This is a genomic window from Paenibacillus barengoltzii NBRC 101215 (genome assembly GCF_004000745.1).
Taxonomy (GTDB): domain Bacteria; phylum Bacillota; class Bacilli; order Paenibacillales; family Paenibacillaceae; genus Fontibacillus; species Fontibacillus barengoltzii.
Genome location: NZ_BILV01000008.1, coordinates 46,264 through 67,861 on the forward strand (window position 1 = coordinate 46,264; position 21,598 = coordinate 67,861).

Genomic DNA, 21,598 nt, shown 5'->3' on the forward strand with positions numbered 1-21,598 from the left:
CCGCTTATCGCGGCAGCGCCGTTTTCATCCAAAACATATTCATATACACCAGCTCAAAACCGCACTTCAACATGTTCGCATGGCTGACCGAAGCAAACTCCACATCGGTGTAAACCCGTTTCAGTCCGAGCTTCCTCGCCGTTTGCAGCCGATGCCGAATCAGCGATGTTTGGATACCGCGATTCCGGTACGCCGGGAACGTATAATCGTTGGCTAAATACCCGGTATCGCCGCGCACAAACAAAGACCCCATTCCTGCCGGCTCTCCTCCAAGAGAGGCAACGTAATTTCGAAAATCGTCCCGATAGTAATACCGGATCTTCCGCTTCACCATTCCTTCGTCCAGCGATGAACCGTCCCCGCCGCGTGATCGCTCGATCAACTGGATAAAAGCAAGAGCCTCTGCTTCGTTAGAGACCCGAGCCATGTGAATTCCTTCCCTCGATTGAGCTCGTTCCGAAGACTCTAATCCGAAGTTTTCCTTATCGAACTCATGCTTGAGAAAAGCGAGCTGAAGCCTCGGCACGAAGCCTTCAGCGGCCAACGCCTCCGCCACTTCGCTGGTTTGCCGGTCCGGGCTCAGGTCAAAGCAAGGATCGATACCAAAGGCAGCATACTTCCCAAGAATCTCCGGCAGCCGCTCCAAATCGGCAGGGCCAAAGCCAATCACGCGATTGTAATAACTTGATAGCGGGGACAACTCGTCAGACAGCAGCGTCGTCCCGCCGACTTGTGTCACTGTAAAATGAGATTCCTTCAAATACAAAGAACGTTCGTTATTAAACTTCGTCATCTCCATCTCCAGTTGAATCAATCGTTCCACATCGCGAAGAACAGGATGAGGTTGTCTGGAAGGAGTCATCATAGGCGCTTTCTCCTTTTCACGTTCTCACTTCATTCATTTTGTACTACAAGTCTTTATCCGCTCAAGCGGGGGCTATGATAACCTACCTGCAGCAGCAGATCAATTTGCATCTTCTACACAGCCGCAGGCGTGATATAATAACTAGCGACTGCCATTAAACGGTATTCGATTCCAGATCCGCGTCTAATTCTAGATTAGCGCATCAGAAAGAAGTGAACAGCAAGAGATGATCGGCGAGATTGTATTAGATGTCGTTTTGCCTATTTTTATCCTCATTGGATTAGGCGCCTTGATGCAACGAGCCTTTAAGCTTGATTTGTATACACTGGCCAAAATCAACTTCTACTTCGTGACGCCTGCCGTCGTCTTCGTCAGCATGTACGAATCGGAGATGTCCGCCGAGCTGCTGGGAAGCGTGACAGCATTTTACGTTTTGTACGTCCTGCTGCTCTATGGGGTCAGCCGGCTCGTCAGCTGGCGTCTGAAGTTTAGACCTGGCATGCGGGCCGCCTTCACCAACAGCTTGATCCTCGACAACTCCGGCAATTACGGATTGCCGATTAATCAGCTGGCCTTTAAAGGCGATCCGTTGGCTACTTCCGTTCAAGCGCTGGTCATGACGTTCCAGAGCCTGGTCACGTTCACCTACGGCGTGATGTCCGTGCAACGGGCCAAATCCGGCGGTACGCTGAAGGCCGCGTTGATCGGGTTTCTCAAGATGCCGGTACCTTACGCCTTGGTGCTTGGGATGGCGCTGCACTTGCTTCAATGGCCGATCCCTTATTTTGTGTCTAAGCCGCTTGGCTATATCGCCGACTCGATGGTAGCCATCGCCCTATTGACGCTTGGCGCCCAAATTGTCAAATATCCGTTGCGGCTCGACCGGATTGATGTCTATGTGAGCGTCGCTCTGCGTCTGTTGATTGGCCCGGTGATCGGATTCATCTTGGTGTGGGTGCTGGGCCTCAAAGGAATTCCGGCCCAAGCCCTGTTGATCGCTTCCGGTATGCCAACCGGCGTTAACAGCACCATCCTGGCGGAGGAGTACGACAACGAACCCGATTTCGCCTCACAAACCGTGCTGATCTCCACACTGCTGAACATCATTACGATGACGGCGCTGATTTCCTTATCCAAATACGTCGGATAAACGTGTAGGAGGGGGTGACTATCCCCGTCCTACTTGATTATTTCCCTGTAACCCCCATATACCCCAGATACTCTTTTAATGTTGCTATTGTTTTTAACGTTGTTTTTTTATGTTTATGAATCTTTACCATAAAAACTAAAACAATAAAAAAAACTAAAAAATTGATGATTGTATACAAATAGATTACTGGAACAGCAAATGACCAAGAGCCTATGTGAACCTCCCCCTATCTTTTCTTTATTATCCCCAAAACATTTTGTAATTCTCTATCGATTTTATTCTTACTAAATAGATAAATAAACAGGAGAATGAAAACAACAAATAATAATACTTCACTTGCTAGTAGTAGATAAATTGATAATTCATGTAAAAGCAAACTATAATTCATAATAATCTCACCTTTCCCATATTTTAGTTGATAATAATTATATATTATACTATTATTTTATTTGTAATTATTTCCATAATCAAGGAGGTAAAATTGCATGAAAAAGTCATTGGCTTCTATTATTTTGTCGACAGTTCTAGTATTTTCATCTGTACCAGCAGCATTTGCAAATGAAGTAATCCGGCCTACAGGAATTTCTAATGACGTCTTGTCGGAGTTGACTTTAAAAATGGATGAACTTGGAATTCCAAGAGAAACTCAAACGTCATTAGTTAACAAACTTGAGTCAGGTCAAATGATTGATTCAGATAATCCTGAAATGAGAGATCAAGGTGTTACTGAGCAGATCAAGATTTCTGATAAAGAGACAATTATTAGAACCACATTTCCTGATGGATCAGTTAGACAGTCAAAGATCGACAGTACTGAGGCGGAAATAATTGAAGTAGAAAATACTGAGGATCAAGAAATTACTCCTTTTGCATCAGTAGGAGGAGGAACAACGACACCTGGAACAGGCTATACAATTTATAGAAATGTTACCGTAGCAGAAGATACTACACTTATTAAGTGCCATTATAAAGCCGATTTTGTCAAAGTAGCATCTGGTTATGGATATTCTTACATTAACGAAGTTTACGATCCTTTTATTAGTGTAGCTGGTGGATCTTATGATCGGCTTTACTTTGGGGTTGACAATCCGCAGGAAACTTCCGGAATTAATGGGAGACCTGCTCGAGCAACTCTTATGTTTGACGCAACTGTCCTCGGATACTTTAAGAACACTTGTGCACTTTACTTATATGTTTCCACAGTAGCTAATGTTATCACGGCACAGTATGAAACTACTTAAACTTTTGTCTTTAGTAATAAACAATATTGAGTAGAAGGGGCGGTCAGCTTCCGTCCTTTCACTAACTAGCTTGTGAGTTTGCACTAGCCAATACCAAAAAAGGCTAACGAAGTCCAGATAACGAGAAAGCAAACTTTTCAGCCCTTTCGCTTCCTAGTAGGAAGTCGGAAGGGCGTTATTTGTGTTACAGACATTCTCATGCCCTCAGATTAGGCTTGCTATTGCTTTACAAGCCCAATATGGACTCTCAAGTGCTTGAGGTTTAAAATACGGGAACGTATTCAATTCGATTGACTTCCAGAGTTATATTCGGAGTCTTGTTCGAATCCACTTGTCGAATTTCTCTCAATAGACTCTGGCTGAAGCTAAACGAATTGTTGCTTGTTTGTCCCTGAGGAAGCCAAGTCCGAGAACTTCCGGTTCCAAGGTCTAATCACTGTGCTTTTATCCCACGACTCACGTTCAGTTTTAGCTTTTTTCTACAATATCGTTCACCTATAAATTCGAATGATTTCTGGTTTACTTAATCAATAAAGGTAGGGGGCCTTGCCTTAACTCCAGTTAGAAGATTGATATCAATCAGAATCTTTTACAATTCGTTTCGTCTTAATAGGTTAAACAAATGATTATTAACTAATTTCATAAGCATTATCGATCAATTATCATCTATAATGGTTCAATCATAATTCGACCCATAAATACTGGTAATTGGTTAGGATTTCAGCAATTCTTTTCTTTAGACAACAGCCGTATGCCCTCGGAGATAAAGGAGGCAGTATGTTGTCTAGTTTTTATCAATGCCCACTAAACAAAGTCTTGACCACTTAGCAGAGCTTAAGTTATATTATACAGATCACTATTTTACATAAATAAACAAATTATTATAATGTTAGTTAGAAAAGACAAAATATAAGAAGGAGGATATGAATAATGTATATACACTCACCGGAAGGGATTAATTCTAAATCAATAGCTTCTCTAATTTTAGGTATTTTATCTTTAGTAATACCATTTTTGGGATTTCTTTTAGCAATAATTTCTATTATTCTGGGAAGACAGGCATTAACTGAAATTACTAGGTCCAGTGATTCCGGTAAAGGCTTGGCACTGGCAGGACTAGCCTGCGGAACACTTAGCCTAACATTTTATTTTATTCTAATTTTGTATTATGTGATTTTTTGGTAGTCTGCCCAGCTTTACTGGACAGACTTTTTTCCGGGATTATTCATCTTGCTGCAATGCGGCTTCATGCTCCTTCACGAATTGCTCCGGCGTCACCGCTTTACCGAACAAGGCTTGGATCATATTTAAGTGCGTCTGGGCCGCGTTCCCTTTCATTTGGACGTCGGCAAATAAGGTCAGGTTGCTGGCATTGTTCAGCTCATCCAACAGATCAATGTAGAGTTTGGGCAGATCCGAAACTGTCGTATCCACCTTCGTTGCCGGAACGACCCCGGCCGTACTTACCGAATCAGCTCCCCACTTGCTAATGAAATACTCCACGAACTTCTTCGCTTCGTCTTTGACCTTGGAGTTCTCTGCAACGAACAAGCCGCCCCCAGGTCCGCCTACCCAGCTGTTAATGTCCCCTTTACCGCCGGTAAAGGTCGGGAACTTGAAGAACCCGACATTGTCTTTAAATTGCTGAGGGACGTCCGGGTTACTCGTAAAGTTAGGCACCTCCCAGGTTCCCGCCAAGAACATGGCGGCCTGTTCCTTCATGAAGACCGTTTTGCCTTCCTCATTAGACAATCCGTTAAAGCCTTTATTAAAAGCGTTCATATCCACCAGCTTCTGTATTTCAGCGGCTGCCTGAATCAGCGCTGGATTCTCGAAGCTGCCCGTACGGTCAATTGCCTGCTTTAGCGTTTCGGGTCCGCCGATCCGGTCTGCCAGGTACATATACCAGATTGAGCCCGTCCATCGGTCCCGATTCCCCAGCGCGATCGGGGTGACCCCTTTGCTGTTCAGCGTACGAATCACATCCAGGAACTGATCATAGGTTTGCGGCTCTTTCAGATTATATTTATCAAAAATTGCCTTATTATAATAAATCGGCGAAATATTCAGTTCGAGCGGTAAGCCGTACGTTTTGCCCTGCACCGCATAGGCATCGGTCGCCCCTGGCACGAATTGGTCCTTCAAGCCGCTGTCCAACAAATCATCCAGCGGGGCGAACAGGTCTCCCTTCACATAAGGGTCCATGAATCCGGCTGCCCAAGTAATACCAACGTCAGGCAGCTCGTTCGCCGCAGATAGTATTTTTAATTTGTTTTTGTATTGCTCATTTTCCATCACTTCTTGCTGTATTGTGATATTCGGATGCTCGGATTGATATTGGTCAATGATCTCATTTACCAGTTTATTTTGCTGCGGAGAGGAACTGGCCGGCCACAAATGCATAAATCGGATCGTGACCTTGTCACTGGCCGCCGATACTTCTTGGCCATCCGCCCCGCCGCCTCCTGCCGCCTTGTCGCCTACGCAACCGGAAAGTCCCAACATCAGGAGAAGCGCAATCCACAGGATGGATGCTGTTTTCTGGTTGGACATGCTTTAGCCCCCTAATTATCTCGGCTATTCGTGTAACCGCTTCAATCCAAGTTTATCATGTTGATGATTCCGCTTCCATAGCACACGAAGCTGAACACCTCATTTTTCGCCGCAACGATTTGTGACAAATCGGCCAAGGCTCAGGTGTCATCTCCTGTCTCTTTCGTCTGGCTGCGGTATTTGCTGGGACTCATTCCTTCGTAGTTTTTGAACACCTTGATAAAGTATTTGTCGCTTTGATAACCGACACGCTCCGCGATCTCCCCGACGGACATCGTCGTCCGCAGCAGCAGCTCCTTGGCACGGAGCACCCGCAATCGGGTGATATATTCGCTGAAGGTAAGCTCGGTCTGCTCTTTGAACAGCACGCTAAAGTAACTTGGATTCAGATGCAGATGATCGGCCACCTGACGCATCGTAATCGGCTCGTGCAAATGTTCGTCCAGGTAGTTCAATGCCTCCTGGACCTGAGGCGTATATTGCGTATCCGTATCCTTGGTCTCCAGCAACCGTGGATCCACCAGTTTCTCCATCGTTTCGATCCGATGCCGGTCGTCCTCTACCCGCAGCGCCTGCTCTACGGCTTGAACCAGCTTATGCTTGTCCACTGGCTTCAGCAAGTAATTAACGACGCCGAGCTGCATCGCTTTTTGCGCATATTCGAATTCCGCATAACCCGAAATGATGATCGCCACCGGCTTGAAATGCTTATGGCGTTGCTGCATCTCAATCAACTCCAGCCCGCTGATGCCAGGCATGCGGATGTCCGTGATGAGCAGGTGAGCGACATTGTGTTCAAGCCAAGCCAGCGCCGCCTGTCCGCTGTCCGCTGCCTCGATCCGGTATCGGCCGGCAGACCAGGCTTCCAATGTTTTCGTAAAGCCCTGTCTTGTTCTCGGTTCATCTTCCACCACAAGTATGGTTTTTGTCTGCTTCATACCGTTCCCCCGTAATCACTAGGTATTTCAAAGCTCACGGACGTTCCTTCGCCCGGGCGGCTGGTTACTTGCAAACCGTGCTTCTTCCCTTGCTCATCATAATACAAACGCAACCGCCGGTGTACATTCACAATCCCGACGCCTGTCCCCTTCGAGGAGATGGAAGGCCCGCCTTCCATCGCTTGCATTAAGCCGCTTAACGTCTCCTCATCCATGCCGGGACCGTTGTCCTGCACAGTGATTTTTAAGTACCCTTCCTTGTTTGAGGGTTCAACACATACGCTGACTTTGCCCTGGCCGAGTTGCTTTTCAACCCCATGCCAAATCGCGTTTTCCACGAGCGGCTGAATCAGAAGCTTAGGAATTTTCACGTGGCGGAATTCGCCGGCATCAATGGACCAGGTTAAGCGTTCTGCAAGCCGAATATCCATCAGCTGCAGATAACGTTCCACATGCTCCAGCTCGTCCTCAATCGTCACCCACTCGTCCTGGTTGGGACTGCTGATAATGTACCGGAACAAGCTGGACATGCCGACGACCAGGTTGGCCAACTCCTCCTCTCCCTTATCCTCCAGTGACCAATAGAAGGCCTCCAGCGTATTAAACAGGAAATGAGGATTGATCTGAGCCTGCAGCGCTTTTAATTCGGTTCGGCTCTGCAGAAGCTCCTTCTCATAAACGACGCGGATCAATTCGTTCATATTATCGACCATTTGGTTATAGGAATTGTTCAGCTCGTTAATTTCCATCGTGCTTGAGAACATCGGGTTCCGCTGAAGCACCCCGAATCTCGCCCCGCGCATCGCCTTGATGAGCCGGAAGATCGGGCGGGTAATCATCGTCGACAGCGACAGCGACATGATCAGGAACAGCAGCACCCCGATGGCTCCCGAAGCGAGGACAGCTGTGCGCAGCGCGGAAATCCCGCTGGTGACGTAGCTCATGGGTGTGAAGAAGACCAGCGTCCACCCGGTTGCTTTAGAGGCTTGCTTGACCTCGATAAACTTCTGTTCGCCGATGGTGATATTTTTCCCCTCGTTGCTCAGCAGTTCCTTCACATTTAATTCTTCCGCAGGGAAGCTGAAGTTGGTTGCCACCGGACGTTGATTCCCGTCGACCAGCAGAATATACTCCCCCACATCCTCGTCGATCTGATCATGAATTTGAAAATAAGTCCGATCGAGCCGCACCATCAAATATCCCCCGGATGAAAACCAGCGGTCGAGCAAGCTCACCCGGCGCAGTGCCAGCACGGTGGACGGATCGCGCGGATCGATCCCGATCCAGACAAGCGAACCTTTGCCCCAATTCGCTGCATTAATCCATTCCGAGTCGATCGTGTCAATCAACTGGGTTTCGTTCAGCGGGAACAAACGGCGGTAATCATTGGTATATAATTCCAGCGACTTGATGCCGGTCACATAAGCCTGATAGTCACTAAACAGCGGCAGCAGCGATTGGCGCGAACTAAAGGGCGTCTCCTTCCCTTGCACCTCAGCGAGCAGCAGCCTCTGAACGTAAGCATCGGTGGCGACCTGCGTGGTCAGCGTATTGATCTGGGCAATCAGTGCATCCAATCGACCATTAGCCTGCATCGCGGTTTGACTGATATGCTTCTCCGCATTGGTTTGCAGCAGCGCGGACATCCGATAATAAGTGAGTACGCTGGCGATGCCCAGGACAAAAATCATCAGCAGCATAAAACTGATGAAGATTTGATTTCTTAAGGTAAACCATCGTTTCGGCTTTTTCACGTCCGCTCCAAACCTTTCCACCCAAAGTATACAGTCCGATCCCATCATATCCGAAAAGGACCGGTCGAACTATGGATTTTTCGAAATTGTCACGTATAATGGGAAGGCGACGGCTCCCGCAGCCAGGACAATACATAAGCATTTTATAGGAAAAGGCCGCGGTTTTCTACTGCGGCTGGTAAAGAGAAGGGGATCATCACAATGAACGCAATGACTTCAAACCGCGCCATTTTTTTTGACGTAGATGATACGTTATACGACCACCTGCAGCCTTTTCGCGAGGCACTGGAAGAAATCCTGCACACCGGGCCGGACTTCCCCTATGAATCAGCGTACCACCGAATGCGTTATTACAGCGATTATCTCTCTGCCCAAGTCGGGGGGACGCCCACCCACGGACATGAGTTGGAATCAATGCGCACCGAACGTTTCGTACGTTCCTTAGGGGAGTTTGGGCTTTCGCTGACAACCGATCAAGCCGCAGCGGTACAGGCCGCTTACCTAAGCCGTCAATTTGACATTCGGCCGTTCTCCGGAGCGCTGGAGCTGATCGGCGAACTTAAGGCGCGCGGCGCTGTTGTCGGAATCATTACGAACGGGCCGCCGGACCATCAATGGCGAAAGATCCGGGCACTCGGGGTCGATCGGCTGATTCCTGCCGAACGGGTCTTCATCTCAGGGGCGGTAGGTTTAACGAAACCGGATGCCCGCTTGTTTAATCTGATTGCCGGGAAGCTGGAGATGGCACCGGATCAGTGCTGGTATATCGGAGATTCCTGGCGTAACGATGTCGTGGGAGCGGCCGGCGCCGGCTGGCACTCCATTTGGTTTAATCACCGCGGCATCCAGCCCGAATCAGATCCGCATCTCCCCCATACCCCGGTTATCAGTTATGCTGAATTATCCCGGCTGTTGCTGAAGTGAATCCATAGAATAACCATACATAGAATGCTGCGAACCATCGCAGTATTCTTTTTTTTGCACTTGTTCTGCAACCCATCCCGTCAAAATCTGCATAGTTCGATCAATGCTACACACAATAGAAGAAAATACCTCAGTTGGAGGAATTGCGCCTTGAACTCCCGATTATTGAAAACTATCATGACGATGGTAAAGCATAAACCAGAGCAACAAACATCACATCTTACTGAGCCTCAAGCCCCTGGTCCGCTCACTTTGGAGCGGGTGTTGGAGGAATTTAACGGGTGTTCCGATCTATCGCATCGGTCGTATCCGTCCATCCAGGCTGACATTATCTACTTTGATCATTTAGTCGACAACCACAAGTTTATCAACAACGTGATCATTCCGCTGGAAAATATTCAAAGGGAGGAACTGGGAGCTCTCTTGCAGCAATCCCAGTTCGTGCGCGAAGAAGAAACGAAGAACGTGATTCAAGGGATTTTGGAGGGCGAAGCCGCTCTATTTGTACCTCAGGGGGTTTATTTAATTTCGGCTTACGGTCCCGACGTCCGATCCATCGAGCAGTCTGAAACGGAATCTGTCATCGTCGGCCCGCATGATGCCTTTAATGAATCGCTGGATACCAATCTGTCCATTATCCGCCGCAGGCTGAAGAGCAATCGTCTGAAAGTTGTACAATTTGAAGTCGGCGAAGTGTTCAAAACGAAGGTATGTATGCTTTATATCGACGGATTTGCCAATATGGACTTCGTCAATCGGATGTCGGAGCGGATTCAGGGCATCGAGTACAGCGGTGTTTTGGATGGCAGTATGTTTTTACAGATGATCGAAGACTACCCTGCCACCATTTTCCCTCTTTATCTGAGCTCGGAGCGGCCTGACGTTGCCGTATCCAAGTTGAACGAAGGTCGGGTGCTTGTGCTCTTGGACCAGAGCCCGTCGGTCATCATTGGGCCTACAACCGTATTTGAATTTTTTACCTCCCCTGACGACTATTACAGCCGCTGGGCTGTGGGGACGTTTCTTCGACTGTTGCGCTATGTCGCCTTTATTCTTACGCTCACCTTAACTTCGATGTATGTATCAATCACAACGTACCATTACGAGATGATTCCGCAAAATTTGCTCGCTTCGATGTCTGAATCGCGCAGCCGCGTCCCCTTCCCTCCCGTCCTGGAGGCGCTGATGATGGAAACAACCTTGGAGTTGCTGCGAGAAGCTGGGGTTCGTCTGCCTACCAAAATCGGGCAAACGATCGGTATCGTTGGCGGTATCGTGATCGGTACTGCAGCGGTGGAAGCCGGGTTTACCAGTAACATTCTGATCATTGCCGTTGCAATGTCCGCCATCGCTTCCTTCGTCATTCCCAGCTACACGATGAGCGGTTCGATTCGACTGATTCGATTCTTGCTGATCATCTTATCCGGGATGCTCGGGAACTTCGGATTTATGTTCGGCCTCGGGCTGGTGATTATCCATCTGTCCAAGCTGACCAGCTTAGGTGCGCCGTACACCCTTCCGCTCGCGCCGATTAAACCAGGCGATTGGAAGGATACCTTTATCCGGGGCCCCTTCTGGATGTTGTCCAAACGCCCAACGCAATCCCGTACTCCCAACGAAACGTCCAACAAAATGAAGAAATAGGTGACTCCAGTGGAACGGGAAAAACTCAATCGCTTCCATATCGCCCTGATGGTGTTCAATACTCAAAGCGGTGCCGTCCTGTTCACTCTGCCGCGCCTCACGGCCCACGATTTCGGGAGCAACGGCTGGCTGATGATCCTTCCTATGTTCGTGCTGGTGACGCTGAACATTATGCTGATCTCTGCGGTGTACCGAATGGGCCGGGGCCAATCAATATTTGACATTCTCAGCGCTTCACTGCCGCGATTCCTGCTAATCCCTCTATATGTGCTGTTATGGGGGTTATTCAGCATGATCGGCTGCCTTGTCATCAAGCAATACGCTTTGATATATCAGATGCTGATCTTTCCGGCGACCTCTGACCTCATTCTCAAAATCTTCGTGGACGTGCTGGTGGTTCTCTACATTACTAAAGGGATATATACCATGTCTAAAGCGAATGTCATCTTCTCGCTGCTCCTGCTGTTGCATATTCCGCTGATCGTACTCTTCGTCCATGAGTTTGATCTCTCCCGCTTTACTCCTTTTTGGCTTAAGGAAGGAGCGGATATGTACGAGGGGCTGAACAACCTGTACGGCGCGTTTTTGGGATACGAGTTGTGCCTGTTTCTTTTTCCCTATGCGGAAAAAAACAAAAAATGGTTGAAATATATCCATCTAGGAAACGGAATTACCATGTTCGTGTATCTGCTCGTTTCGATTATGGCTTACGGCTTCTTCGGTCATCACGCTCTGGTCCATTCGTCGTTTCCGATCCTCGATATGTATGCTTATTTACGGTTTCCGTTCATTGAACGCATCCAGAACTTTCTCTTCAGCCTGTTCTTGTTCTCAATCGTGCAGACGGCAGGCATGTACTATTGGGCCGGTCAGGAGGCGTTGGCGCAGGTCTTTCCCCAAATCCCCTGGAAGGTGATCGTCTTCGTTTCCATGGTTGCAACCATCCTTGTAGGGATGATCCCCAAAACCTTAATCGTCGTAGAGTCTTGGTCCAGCTATTTCACCTTTGTACAGATAGGTGTTGCCTTCGGGCTCCCGTTGCTGCTGATTGTGCTTCTACTCATGCAAAGGAGGTTGAAGAAGCATGCTTAGACGATTTCTGCTCGCTGCCGTTCTCATCCTTGTACTCACCGGCTGCAGCCAGGACCAGCGGATTCTGGAACGAGTTGGTTATATTGAAACGGCCGCTTTTGATGCGGCTCCCGAGAATAAGATTAAGGCTACGGTCAGCATTCCGCTGGTTTCGCAATACGCCCGGGATGGCAAAACGACCGACGAATTGCTGTCAACGATCGCTTCAAGTCCAAAGCAAGCGAGGGAGGCCTTGTCGTTGCGGACCAGCCGAATCATTGCCAGCGGACAAATTCGCACCTTTTTGATCGGTGAGGAGTTAGCCCGCCGCGGCTTCTGGTCGTATTTAGATACGTTTCTGCGCGATCCCAGCATTTCCATCCGAACTTCAATGGTCGTCGTCGAGGGAGATGCCGGGAAGATCATCAGCCAAGAATATCCGCGGCATACCAAGACGGCGAACTATATCAACAAGCTGTTGCAAAAAGAATACTCAATACAATCGCTCCCCCGAACCTCGTTGTACGAATTTACCCGCGATTACTTCGATGACGGGGAGGATCCAATTGCCGCCTTAGTCCTGGAGAAGGAGAAGGATATTACCATCAGCGGCATCGCCTTGATGCGGGATGATCGAATGATTGCGAAGCTGCCGTGGGATGACGTTCACCTGTTCATGCTGTTGTATTCGAACCTGCAAGAGGGCGAGTTTACCCTGACGACGGAGCATCCCGACTTGAAGGCGATTTCCGTCAAGGCGGTAAAAAGCAAACGCCGGATCGTGATTACGAAGAACACGTCCGGCGATTATGAAGCGAATATTTATTTGAAGATCTATGGAAGTGTGGATGAGTACATTGGCAATGCAAAACTAAGCACCTCTGAACGGGCAAAGGTTGAAAAGCTGGTCAGCGAACATATCGTTTCGGAAGCGCTGCGGGTGATCAAGACCATGCAACGCCACCGCACCGACGGGATTGGGCTCGGGAAATATGTGCGCAACAGCATGAGTTATGATGAGTGGAAAAAGACCGATTGGCATGAGATGTTCAGCCAGCTTCCGGTCAAGGTCCATTGTTCCTTCTACATTAAGCAATTCGGTTCCTATTTCGACTAAGATGAACCTGTTGATGAACTACCCTTGCAGTGCTTTGCGCACACTGAGAATATATTTCGCCTGATCTAACGGATTAACCCCCTCGCCGAACCCGCTCGGCGTGCACATCCGGCGGGCACGGTTCATAGCCGGCAAAGGAGGAAGCAAAGGTGCTGCGTCCCTTGGTGTACGAGCTAAGTTCAATGGGATAATCCAGCGAAGTCGAGAGCGGTACATGCCCTTCAATCAGCACTCGTTCTCCTTGCAGCTGAGGCGGCTCGAACCGGCCGCGCATCTGCACGAGGTCATTCATTACCCGACCGGCATTCTCTTCGGGGACAACGATGCGGACATGCAAAATAGGCTCCAGCAATTGGGTCCCGGTATTCGCCAGCCCATTCATAATTCCCATCGGCGTGGCGACAGCAAAATCCAGCGGATGGGTATGCCATACGTGATGCTGGCCATAGACCAACGTCACCTTCAGATCAGTAACCTCCCAGCCATACAGCCCTTGCTGCAACGCCTCAGGAACACGGCGCGCCACCTCGTTCTGATATTGCGGCAGCAGATCCTCGTCCCGCACCCGGGCTTCGTAGACCAAGCCGCTTCCCCGAGGTCCGGGCTCGATCTGGAATCGCAGGATCGCCCAGCACGGCTTCGGCATCGTATAAGCGATGAACCCTTCCCCGGCTTGCTTCGGTGTTTCTTTATAAATGACCGATGGCTTCCCGAAGGTCACCTTCAAGGCGTAACGGGATTCCATGACGCTGCTTAACACTTCCAGCTGGATCGGCCCCATCACCTTTACGTGCAGCTCCCGTTCTTCCTGCAGCCATTGCACGTCCAGCAGCGGATCTTCGTCGGACAGCTCCTGCAGCGCTTCCGCTACGGCGCGGTATTCTGCTTCGTTGGCCGGATGAGCTTGTACTGTAAGCAGCGGAACGGCCAGCTTGGCTTCAGCCGGCACTGCATCCGGCCGCCCCAGCACGTCGCCGATCCGGACATGGGATAAGCCGCAGACGGCCGCGATATCGCCTGCCCGCAGCAGACCGATATCTTCCGAACGTGTTCCGTCGATTTTGCGGATCTGTGTCACCTTCTCGCTGAGGTTCTGCGTATAGTTGTACACGGTATCGCGATTGCGGAGGCTGCCCTCATAAAGGCGAACATAAGCCATCCGGCCCATCGTCTTGTCGCGTTCGATCTTGAACACGACGCCGGAGGGCGGGGCCTCCGGATCCCCTTCCGCCGGAGGGAAGTAGCGCACCATGGCATCCAGCAGCTCAGCGATACCCATTCCCTTCGTCGCCGCCCCGTACAGCAGCGGATAGATTCGGGCAGATCTCGCTTGCTCCTCCGCACAGCGTTCCCAGCGTTCCTCCGCGACATCCTCCCCGCTAAGGTAGGCCCCGAGCAACGCCTCGTCTCGCTCGGCCAACGCTTCGATCAAGCCGCTCCGCGCCGCCGTGAACGCCTCAAGACTTCCCGCATCAGCCGCCGCCGCTTCACCTCCCGCGCTCCACAAATCCGCCGCTCCTTGATAATCCTGCCACATCCCCAGCGGATGCTGGACTGGAACGATGTCCGGGGACAGATATTTGCGTGCTTGCGCCAGCACCGCATCAGGGTCCGCGCCAACCCGGTCCATTTTGTTGACGAATAGAATCGTTGGAATTCGCAGCTTAAGAAGCGCGTTCCAGATCATTTCCGTTTGGGCCTGAACGCCTTCTACGGCGGAGATCACCAGCACCGCGCAATCCATCACGCGCAGCGAACGCTCCACTTCGGACAGGAAATCGACGTGGCCCGGCGTATCAATCAAGTTCACCTGCGTACCTTTCCAAGTAAAATTCGTCATCGCCGCACGAACGGAAATCCCGCGCTGGCGTTCAACTTCCAGCGAGTCCGTCAGCGCGGTGCCGTCATCCACACGGCCCGGCGTCCGAATCCGCCCGCTGGTATACAAAATATGTTCCGTCGTCGTTGTCTTGCCCGCATCGACATGGGCAAAGATCCCTACATTCAGAAGAGGGGTGCTCATCATCTCAGCGCTCCCGTTCATCATCACTGAAGTACCACGCCAAGAATGCGTCGGCCACGACCTTGCCTGCCGCTCCATTCGGATGGGGATCGTACTCCGAGCTCATGAATTCCGGACGCAGCCGGTGATCCTGCGGCGCGGGCTGGGACAGATGAACGGCCATGTCAAAGACGCGGTCAACGCCCGGAAGCGAGGCGGAGCGGATATGATCATTGACCCGCCGCCAGACCTGTTCCCGCTCTTCGCTGAAATTAAATGGCGGAACGGTGAACAGGATTATTTCCGTAGTCGGATCGTTTTGGCGAAGTAAGGAAACGATGGTCGTCAGGTCGGCCAGCAGCTCCTCTGAAGTACGGGCGCCGATATCGATATCGTTAACCCCAAGCGCCAGGATGATTTGGGTGTTCGTCCCTGGAGCCTGCCCCAGCTTCACCTTGTTCAGCCAGGCCCGATCGGCGGCAGCATCGTAGGCTCGTGCCCAGCCGGAGCCAAGGTTCCATACAGCATAATCATTGCCTAAGCCATCGGCAATTCGCGCCGCCCAATACTCGTAACCGTCCCGGCGAGTCCTTACGCCTTGCGTAATCGAATCACCAAGGAAGATGAGGCGTTGCTGCACCGGCTTTGCGCTGGCAATCAATGCGGGCATGACCAGCAGATTCTCCGACTGCACAAAGCCATCGGCAGCAGCTTGATCCGCACATGCTCCCGGCGCATCAAACGCCATTACTAACATCTGCTCGGTATTGTAGGGAACCGTTTTGCCTCCCGACTCCGTTGAAATCGTCCAAGTAAACGCCAGCAGATGGCCTTCCGGCAGGTCGATCTTGACCGGATCGCTCCAAAACAACTCCCCGGGGGCGACCGCTTTGACTTCGTTGCCGCCGTCAAACGTAACGCGTACCTGTGAACCGGGCACGACCGAACCCTGCGGTTCCAAGCCGCCGTCCCCGACGTAGGCAGCTTCGATTCGCCACTGTCCGCCATATTCCCCACCGCGGGCAACCGAACCGTTATCCCATGTGGAATCGATGGCATTGCTATGCCAGAATCGGAGTTCTTGTGCTCCGTTTTCTCTTAATTTAATATAGGTCCGGTAGGTATGAGTGAACTTGTCCGGACGCTCCATGATATAATTGCATGCCGTCGAAACGACGGTGGCCGATGCATATTGATCTATCATTTCGTAGGTTCCTCCATCCTGCTGGTGTAAACGGCTTCTTTTTGATTCTACAACAGGGTTGTCAAAAATGCTCGCGTTACCTCCTAATTGCGCCAGCTTTTGACATAGCAACTTTTACAAGAGTTGAAGCGTCTAGTCATTAGATGACATCTTGTGTCTGGTTTATTGAAGGGAGAGTTTCGTATTGAAGAAGAAAATCATGTTGCTGCTATTAACAGCATGTCTAGGGCTGGGAACAGCCGGAGTTCATGCCGCTGAGAAAGCTAGCAGCCCAGTCCAAGGAAGCAGCAGCAGTTCGCTGAAAGAGGCGTTCAACGAGCTGGCGATCATTCCTTACGACTATCAAAGCAAAGCGTTTTTGCAAGGACAGAAGACAGATATTAGCGGAGATTATGAAGTCGTCCAGCGTAACGGGCGCGTCCTCGTGCCTATTCGTCTGATGGGATACTTGGCCGAGCATACCACCGGGGCCAACCAAGGGTATTGGGAAGTCGTCTGGAACGCGAAGACACCGGACGATGTGGTCCTCCGGAACGTAACACTCAAGCGAACGGTCAAATTCAAAGTGAACAGCAAGACCATGCTTGTTAACGATGAATCGGTGAAGCTCGACGTGCCGCCGCAAAAAATCGGCGGGCGGGTTATGTTGCCTCTGAGGGATGCCGCGACTGCACTTGGCAAGCAGATCGCTTGGCTGGACGGGTTGATTCTGATCGGCGATACGCCGATTAACCTGAAGCACCCGGATACGCTAGCAGTCAAAGACTCGATTAAAACACAGCTGACCGATCGGCGGAAACGGGTGGACTACGAGAAGATAGCGACCCCGTTGACGCAGTATGGAACCGACGTCTATTACATGAAGACCGTATACCTGAACAACGGCGCTTCCGTAGAGGAGCAGCTTTTCCGGAAATCGGGAAGCAACCAAGCGACGCGAGTTCAGGTGCCCGGCACACCGGTGTTCCATTCAGGAAAAGTGATCGGGGATCTTCTCTACTACGTGTCCACGGTGAAGAATCAAGCTTACCTGTACGCCTATGACCTGAAAAAGCAACAGGCTGAAAAAGTCGCCTCGCTCGGCGATTGGCGGTCGGAGGACGGCTGGCTGACGGATGTACGGAAGTCCAATAACGAATTATTCGTTAACCTGCATGTCGGCGATTTAACGATGGGCGGGGACATGTTGTACCGGGTGAAGAACGGAGCATTGCAGGAGGTCTTGTCGGCGAAAAGTTTGGCCGGTCTTGTCTCAGACCGAGAAACCTTGTACTATACCGATTTCCGGTTTATGACGGAAGTGGCGAACAACTTGAGCCGGTTTAACATGACCACCGGAGAGAAGGAATTGCTCGGAGAGCCCGGATATGCCTACGGCGTGGCCCGTTCGGTGGAAGAAAACGGCGGGGTCGGGTACAGAACCGATTCCTCGTTGGTGCTGAAAAACGGAGCCCTTTATACGATCGGCTTTAATGACACCGATCCGAAGGATCCGAACTCCGTGTACCAGATCGATACAACCGGCCGGGCGCATGTGAAGCTGGCCGCGGGCGCAAGCCAATTCTGGGTGATTGGCGAGCAACTGTATTATCTGGAAGACAGCTCGGGTCACTTGATGCGCACCGGGTTAAATGGCGGAAAGCCCGCCGTTGCCTTGTCGTCACGGAACATTTCCCAGATCCGGATGTATGAGAACGTATTTTATTATACGTCCGCCAGCGGCACGGACATGGAGTTATTCCGGTTTGACCCAGCAACAGGTCAAGAGAAGAGGCTGGCTGCTCTGGCGCCCGGTGCGACGGCTGATACGACCTTTGAGGTCAATAAGTCCGGTGTCTACTACGTATCCCACGGTTATGAGCCCGGCATATACCATATTGCTGCCGACGGGAAACAACGTCGCTTGTCCAAGGATGCCGTGGACCAGTACGTTCTGACCGACTCGGGTATGATTTATACGTTGATTTACAAAGAAGGGGTTTACTCGGTGAAATAAAATAGGATGAAAAAAAAACGGCGGCAGCCTCAAACTTCGTAGTTGAAGTTCCGAGGCTGCCGCCGTTTTTGAATTTAGTGATCACAGCACCCGCTGCAAAAAGGACCGCGTACGCTCATGCTGCGGCGCACCAAACAGCTGCTCCGGCGGGCCGGACTCGATAATCTCCCCGTCCGCCATAAACATCACGCGGTCGGCTACCTCCCGCGCAAAACCCATCTCATGCGTGACGACAATCATCGTCATCCGCTCTTCGGCGAGCTGCTTCATCACCTGCAGTACTTCGCCCGTCAACTCAGGATCCAGCGCAGAGGTCGGCTCGTCGAACAGCAGGATCTCCGGGTTCATCATCAGGGCCCGGGCGATGGCAACCCGTTGCTTTTGCCCCCCGGACAAGTTAGACGGATAGACCTCCGCTTTATCGGAGAGCCCCACTTTCTCCAGCAACTCCGTCGCTTTAGCGCGGATGTCGGCAGACGGCTGCCTTTTTACCAGCTTAGGCGCGAGCTCCAGGTTCCCGCGCACCGTAAGGTGCGGGAACAGATTAAAATGCTGGAACACCATGCCCATGCGGGTAGCAATTTCCTTGAGCTTGGCGCTGCCGGCATACCGCCCATTGTCAACCAGCGGCTCCCCGCCAATCCGGATCGTCCCCCCATCAATTTCCTCAAGATGGGCCAAGGCGCGCAGCATCGTGCTCTTGCCCGATCCGGACGGCCCAATCACCGCCAGCACTTCGCTCGCAGCGACATTAAAGGAAATGTTTTTCAGCACCTCCAGGTGGCCAAACGATTTACGTAAATGCTCGACTTGAACGATTGCTTGATCCATGATTCCAGCCCTTTACTCAAATTTGAACTTCCGTTCCAACGCCTTAAACAGCACGGTCAACACCAATGTCATCAACAGATATAACACGCCTGCAAGTACAAAAGGTACGATCGTAAAATCCCGGTTGACGGCCGTTTGCGCGAAATGCAGCAGCTCGGGAACAGCCACTGCATAAAGCAGCGCTGTATCCTTGATCAGCGTAATCGACTCATTGGAGACAGCGGGCAGCGCGATGCGCAGCATCTGCGGCAACACGATTCGCGTTGTCGTCTGCCAGCGGCTAAGCCCTAGCACCTTTGCGGCTTCATATTGTCCTTTGTCAATCGCCAGCAAGCCGCCCCGGAAGATCTCGGCGAAGTACGCCGCGTAATTCAGCGTAAAAGCAACGCAAGCAGCAACAAACCGATCCATGACGAGGTACTCGCCGATACCCGGGATAACCGGCAGCCCAAAGCAAACGAACAGCATTTGCAGCAGCAACGGCGTACCGCGCATGACGTAAATATAAGCTCCGGCAAACCAAGCGACCGGCTTGATTCGGCTGCGAACCATAAAGGTAAAGGCGAAGCCCAGCGGAATCGAGGTCACAATGGCCAGCAGAAACAGCCAAATCGTCGTTTTCGTTCCTTCCAGCATCGGCCCTAGGATACTTAACAAATACTCCAGACTCATGATCGCTCTCCTCGGAACATCTTGAATTTTAACTTAATCAGCAAAAAACCGGATTCCGAAGCAATCCGGTTTCTACGCTTTCGTATCTACTTCAGCACTTTATCTTCGCCAAACCATTTCTTCGAAATTTCCGAAGCGGTACCGTCCTGGTTCAGCTCGTCGAGCGCTTTCTGCAGCTTGTTCAGCAGCTCCTCGTTGCCTTTCTTCACGCCGATGCCGTATTCTTCAGGCGCCAGCGACTCATCCAGCAGCTTAAACGTACCTTCTTCTTTCGCCATGTAGTATCTCGCCACAACTTCGTCGATTACGACCGCATCAAGCCGTTTCGTTTTGAGATCCGTAAGAGCAAGTACGTTGTCCGGGAACTCCGAGATCGTTTTGATCTCGCTCTTGATCGGAGCTGCATCCAGCGCATCCGCTGCGGAGGACAACGCCTGCAGGCCCACTGTCTTGCCAGCTAGATCACTCAGCTGAGTAATTTCCGAATCGGCCAGCGTTACGACCACTTGGCTATTTTTCAAATAAGGCTTCGTAAAGAGGACCTTGCCCTTGCGCTCCTCCGTAATCGTATATCCGTTCCAGATCAGATCGATCCGTCCGCTGTTTAACTCAGATTCCTTAGCCGACCAGTCGATCGGCTGGAACGTAGCTTCCATTCCCATTTTCTCCGCCGCCGCTTTAGCGTAATCAATATCGAAGCCCACAATCTCGTTATTTTCATCGCGGAAGCCCATTGGTGCGAACTTATCATCGATCCCAATCACCAATTGATTATCCTCTTTCCCGGCTCCCGACCCTGAACACCCGGCCAGCATCGTTAACACCAGAGCCATCACTAGGCTCATCAAAACCATTTTTCTATTAACTTTCATCTATCTCTCTCCCCCTGAGTAATACTATTAGCTCAACTCAAAACACCGCTTTAGTTCGCTAATACGTTATCAGACTATCATAATACCATACTACCAGAAAAGAGTCGATAGAATCCCATCCGTTTGCCAGAAACTCCCGAAGTAATGTGACAGGTCTTCGAACAATTTTCACGACCGCTTGACTGACTTGACCACACTTGACCACACGAATACTTGAACGCATGAACCATCCTGAACCCATCCTGCTCGAACCCATGACTGATTAATAGATTAGGAGGAGGGGCTTCTTCCCCCAGTCCCACCTTTTGCACGATTATCCCTTTGATTCAGGATTGGCGAATCGATCAAGGAGATTAAACTAAAGCTGCACAGTGATCTGAACATCCACATTTTTCGTGAATATTTGGGATTTTTTAGTTGATACAAGAACGTATGTTTGCTATAATGAGAAAAAAGGGAACACACGTACGCATTCAGTGAACTAGAGGAACTTCAATTGGAGGGATCGGACATGGAATTAGGTACGAGCATGGAGCTTAAATCTATCAGCAGCCGTTTTCAAAGCGAGGCCGACTGTATCGAGGCAATTATCGCGATGAAATGGCCAAATGGCTTCATCTGCCCGCGCTGTGCTTATACCGAGTGCACCCGTCTGTCCACTCGACATATTCCTTTATTTGAATGCGGAAAATGTGGCTATCAAGCCTCTCCTTTGGTCGGCACCATTTTTGAAAGAACCCATTTGCCTTTGGTGAAGTGGTTCC

General features: G+C 50.6%; 18 protein-coding genes. 9 read left to right on the plus strand and 9 right to left on the minus strand.

Translation table 11 applies throughout. The annotated features are described in order from the left end of the window. Positions 1-4 precede the first annotated feature (4 nt). Positions 5-865, minus strand: a complete 861-nt coding sequence (locus tag PBA01S_RS03430) for a GNAT family N-acetyltransferase (protein WP_127575345.1) — start codon at positions 863-865, stop codon at positions 5-7. Positions 866-1,091: 226 nt separating this feature from the next. Here PBA01S_RS03430 and PBA01S_RS03435 point away from each other — a divergent pair, with 226 nt between their 5' ends. From PBA01S_RS03435 to PBA01S_RS03445, 3 genes are all read left to right on the plus strand, one after another. Then, entirely contained in the window at positions 1,092-2,015 is a 924-nt protein-coding gene (locus tag PBA01S_RS03435; protein WP_016313224.1) for an AEC family transporter, read from the plus strand. Between the two features lie 485 nt (positions 2,016-2,500). Continuing rightward, a complete protein-coding gene (locus tag PBA01S_RS03440; protein ID WP_127575346.1) occupies positions 2,501-3,256 on the plus strand; it encodes a hypothetical protein in 756 nt (251 codons plus the stop codon). A 930-nt stretch (positions 3,257-4,186) separates the two neighbouring features. Then, the gene (locus PBA01S_RS03445) at positions 4,187-4,441 is read left to right on the plus strand and encodes a DUF4190 domain-containing protein (protein ID WP_127575347.1); all 255 of its coding nucleotides are present in this window, start codon (positions 4,187-4,189) and stop codon (positions 4,439-4,441) included. Between the two features lie 36 nt (positions 4,442-4,477). Here PBA01S_RS03445 and PBA01S_RS03450 read toward each other — a convergent pair whose 3' ends face one another. The 3 genes from PBA01S_RS03450 to PBA01S_RS03460 form a co-directional block, all read right to left on the minus strand. Next, complete coding sequence (locus PBA01S_RS03450; protein ID WP_127575348.1) at positions 4,478-5,809, minus strand: extracellular solute-binding protein; 1,332 nt, start codon at positions 5,807-5,809, stop codon at positions 4,478-4,480. Between the two features lie 140 nt (positions 5,810-5,949). Next, entirely contained in the window at positions 5,950-6,747 is a 798-nt protein-coding gene (locus tag PBA01S_RS03455; RefSeq protein ID WP_127575349.1) for a response regulator transcription factor, read from the minus strand. Continuing rightward, positions 6,744-8,501, minus strand: a complete 1,758-nt coding sequence (locus tag PBA01S_RS03460; RefSeq protein WP_016313227.1) for a sensor histidine kinase — start codon at positions 8,499-8,501, stop codon at positions 6,744-6,746. The genes PBA01S_RS03455 and PBA01S_RS03460 overlap by 4 nt, the downstream gene beginning before the upstream one ends. A 201-nt stretch (positions 8,502-8,702) precedes the next feature. On the opposite strand from PBA01S_RS03460, the gene PBA01S_RS03465 reads away from it, so the two are divergent. The 4 genes from PBA01S_RS03465 (at position 8,703) to PBA01S_RS03480 (ending at position 13,257) form a co-directional block, all read left to right on the plus strand. Continuing rightward, positions 8,703-9,425 (plus strand): HAD family hydrolase, encoded by a 723-nt coding sequence (locus PBA01S_RS03465; protein WP_085278443.1) that lies wholly within the window; start codon positions 8,703-8,705, stop codon positions 9,423-9,425. A 150-nt stretch (positions 9,426-9,575) separates the two neighbouring features. Next, a complete protein-coding gene (locus PBA01S_RS03470; protein WP_255315283.1) occupies positions 9,576-11,069 on the plus strand; it encodes a spore germination protein in 1,494 nt (497 codons plus the stop codon). A 9-nt stretch (positions 11,070-11,078) separates the two neighbouring features. After that, the gene (locus PBA01S_RS03475; protein ID WP_127575350.1) at positions 11,079-12,161 is read left to right on the plus strand and encodes a GerAB/ArcD/ProY family transporter; all 1,083 of its coding nucleotides are present in this window, start codon (positions 11,079-11,081) and stop codon (positions 12,159-12,161) included. Next, complete coding sequence (locus PBA01S_RS03480; protein WP_127575351.1) at positions 12,154-13,257, plus strand: Ger(x)C family spore germination protein; 1,104 nt, start codon at positions 12,154-12,156, stop codon at positions 13,255-13,257. Before PBA01S_RS03475 ends, PBA01S_RS03480 begins: the two co-directional genes overlap by 8 nt. Before the next feature lie 73 nt (positions 13,258-13,330). Here PBA01S_RS03480 and PBA01S_RS03485 read toward each other — a convergent pair whose 3' ends face one another. Beyond that, a complete protein-coding gene (locus tag PBA01S_RS03485) occupies positions 13,331-15,280 on the minus strand; it encodes a GTP-binding protein (RefSeq protein WP_255315284.1) in 1,950 nt (649 codons plus the stop codon). Positions 15,281-15,284: 4 nt separating this feature from the next. Continuing rightward, complete coding sequence (locus PBA01S_RS03490; protein ID WP_016313233.1) at positions 15,285-16,463, minus strand: SGNH/GDSL hydrolase family protein; 1,179 nt, start codon at positions 16,461-16,463, stop codon at positions 15,285-15,287. A 184-nt stretch (positions 16,464-16,647) separates the two neighbouring features. Between PBA01S_RS03490 and PBA01S_RS03495 the strand changes: the two genes are divergently transcribed. After that, the gene (locus PBA01S_RS03495) at positions 16,648-18,459 is read left to right on the plus strand and encodes a stalk domain-containing protein (protein WP_127575352.1); all 1,812 of its coding nucleotides are present in this window, start codon (positions 16,648-16,650) and stop codon (positions 18,457-18,459) included. A gap of 81 nt (positions 18,460-18,540) precedes the next feature. Here the strand turns inward: PBA01S_RS03495 and PBA01S_RS03500 are convergent, their stop codons facing one another. The 3 genes from PBA01S_RS03500 to PBA01S_RS03510 form a co-directional block, all read right to left on the minus strand. Continuing rightward, the gene (locus tag PBA01S_RS03500) at positions 18,541-19,290 is read right to left on the minus strand and encodes an amino acid ABC transporter ATP-binding protein (protein ID WP_016313235.1); all 750 of its coding nucleotides are present in this window, start codon (positions 19,288-19,290) and stop codon (positions 18,541-18,543) included. A 12-nt stretch (positions 19,291-19,302) separates the two neighbouring features. After that, positions 19,303-19,962: an amino acid ABC transporter permease gene (locus PBA01S_RS03505; protein WP_016313236.1), complete on the minus strand. Its 660-nt coding sequence runs from the start codon at positions 19,960-19,962 to the stop codon at positions 19,303-19,305. An 86-nt stretch (positions 19,963-20,048) separates the two neighbouring features. Then, entirely contained in the window at positions 20,049-20,834 is a 786-nt protein-coding gene (locus PBA01S_RS03510; RefSeq protein ID WP_016313237.1) for an amino acid ABC transporter substrate-binding protein, read from the minus strand. 511 nt (positions 20,835-21,345) lie between these two features. Here PBA01S_RS03510 and PBA01S_RS03515 point away from each other — a divergent pair. After that, the coding region (locus PBA01S_RS03515) for a transposase (protein WP_164744078.1) at positions 21,346-21,598 on the plus strand (253 nt) is incomplete at its 3' end.

Excerpts from the sequence above, each read along its gene's own strand:
- PBA01S_RS03430 (WP_127575345.1), bottom strand. The coding sequence starts at position 865 with ATGATGACTCCTTCCAGACAACCTCATCCTGTTCTTCGCGATGTGGAA.
- PBA01S_RS03490 (WP_016313233.1), bottom strand. The coding sequence starts at position 16,463 with ATGATAGATCAATATGCATCGGCCACCGTCGTTTCGACGGCATGCAAT.
- PBA01S_RS03500 (WP_016313235.1), bottom strand. The coding sequence starts at position 19,290 with ATGGATCAAGCAATCGTTCAAGTCGAGCATTTACGTAAATCGTTTGGC.
- PBA01S_RS03465 (WP_085278443.1), top strand. The coding sequence starts at position 8,703 with ATGAACGCAATGACTTCAAACCGCGCCATTTTTTTTGACGTAGATGAT.
- PBA01S_RS03485 (WP_255315284.1), bottom strand. The coding sequence starts at position 15,280 with ATGAGCACCCCTCTTCTGAATGTAGGGATCTTTGCCCATGTCGATGCG.
- PBA01S_RS03445 (WP_127575347.1), top strand. The coding sequence starts at position 4,187 with ATGTATATACACTCACCGGAAGGGATTAATTCTAAATCAATAGCTTCT.
- PBA01S_RS03510 (WP_016313237.1), bottom strand. The coding sequence starts at position 20,834 with ATGAAAGTTAATAGAAAAATGGTTTTGATGAGCCTAGTGATGGCTCTG.
- PBA01S_RS03435 (WP_016313224.1), top strand. The coding sequence starts at position 1,092 with ATGATCGGCGAGATTGTATTAGATGTCGTTTTGCCTATTTTTATCCTC.
- PBA01S_RS03450 (WP_127575348.1), bottom strand. The coding sequence starts at position 5,809 with ATGTCCAACCAGAAAACAGCATCCATCCTGTGGATTGCGCTTCTCCTG.
- PBA01S_RS03440 (WP_127575346.1), top strand. The coding sequence starts at position 2,501 with ATGAAAAAGTCATTGGCTTCTATTATTTTGTCGACAGTTCTAGTATTT.
- PBA01S_RS03480 (WP_127575351.1), top strand. The coding sequence starts at position 12,154 with ATGCTTAGACGATTTCTGCTCGCTGCCGTTCTCATCCTTGTACTCACC.
- PBA01S_RS03505 (WP_016313236.1), bottom strand. The coding sequence starts at position 19,962 with ATGAGTCTGGAGTATTTGTTAAGTATCCTAGGGCCGATGCTGGAAGGA.
- PBA01S_RS03455 (WP_127575349.1), bottom strand. The coding sequence starts at position 6,747 with ATGAAGCAGACAAAAACCATACTTGTGGTGGAAGATGAACCGAGAACA.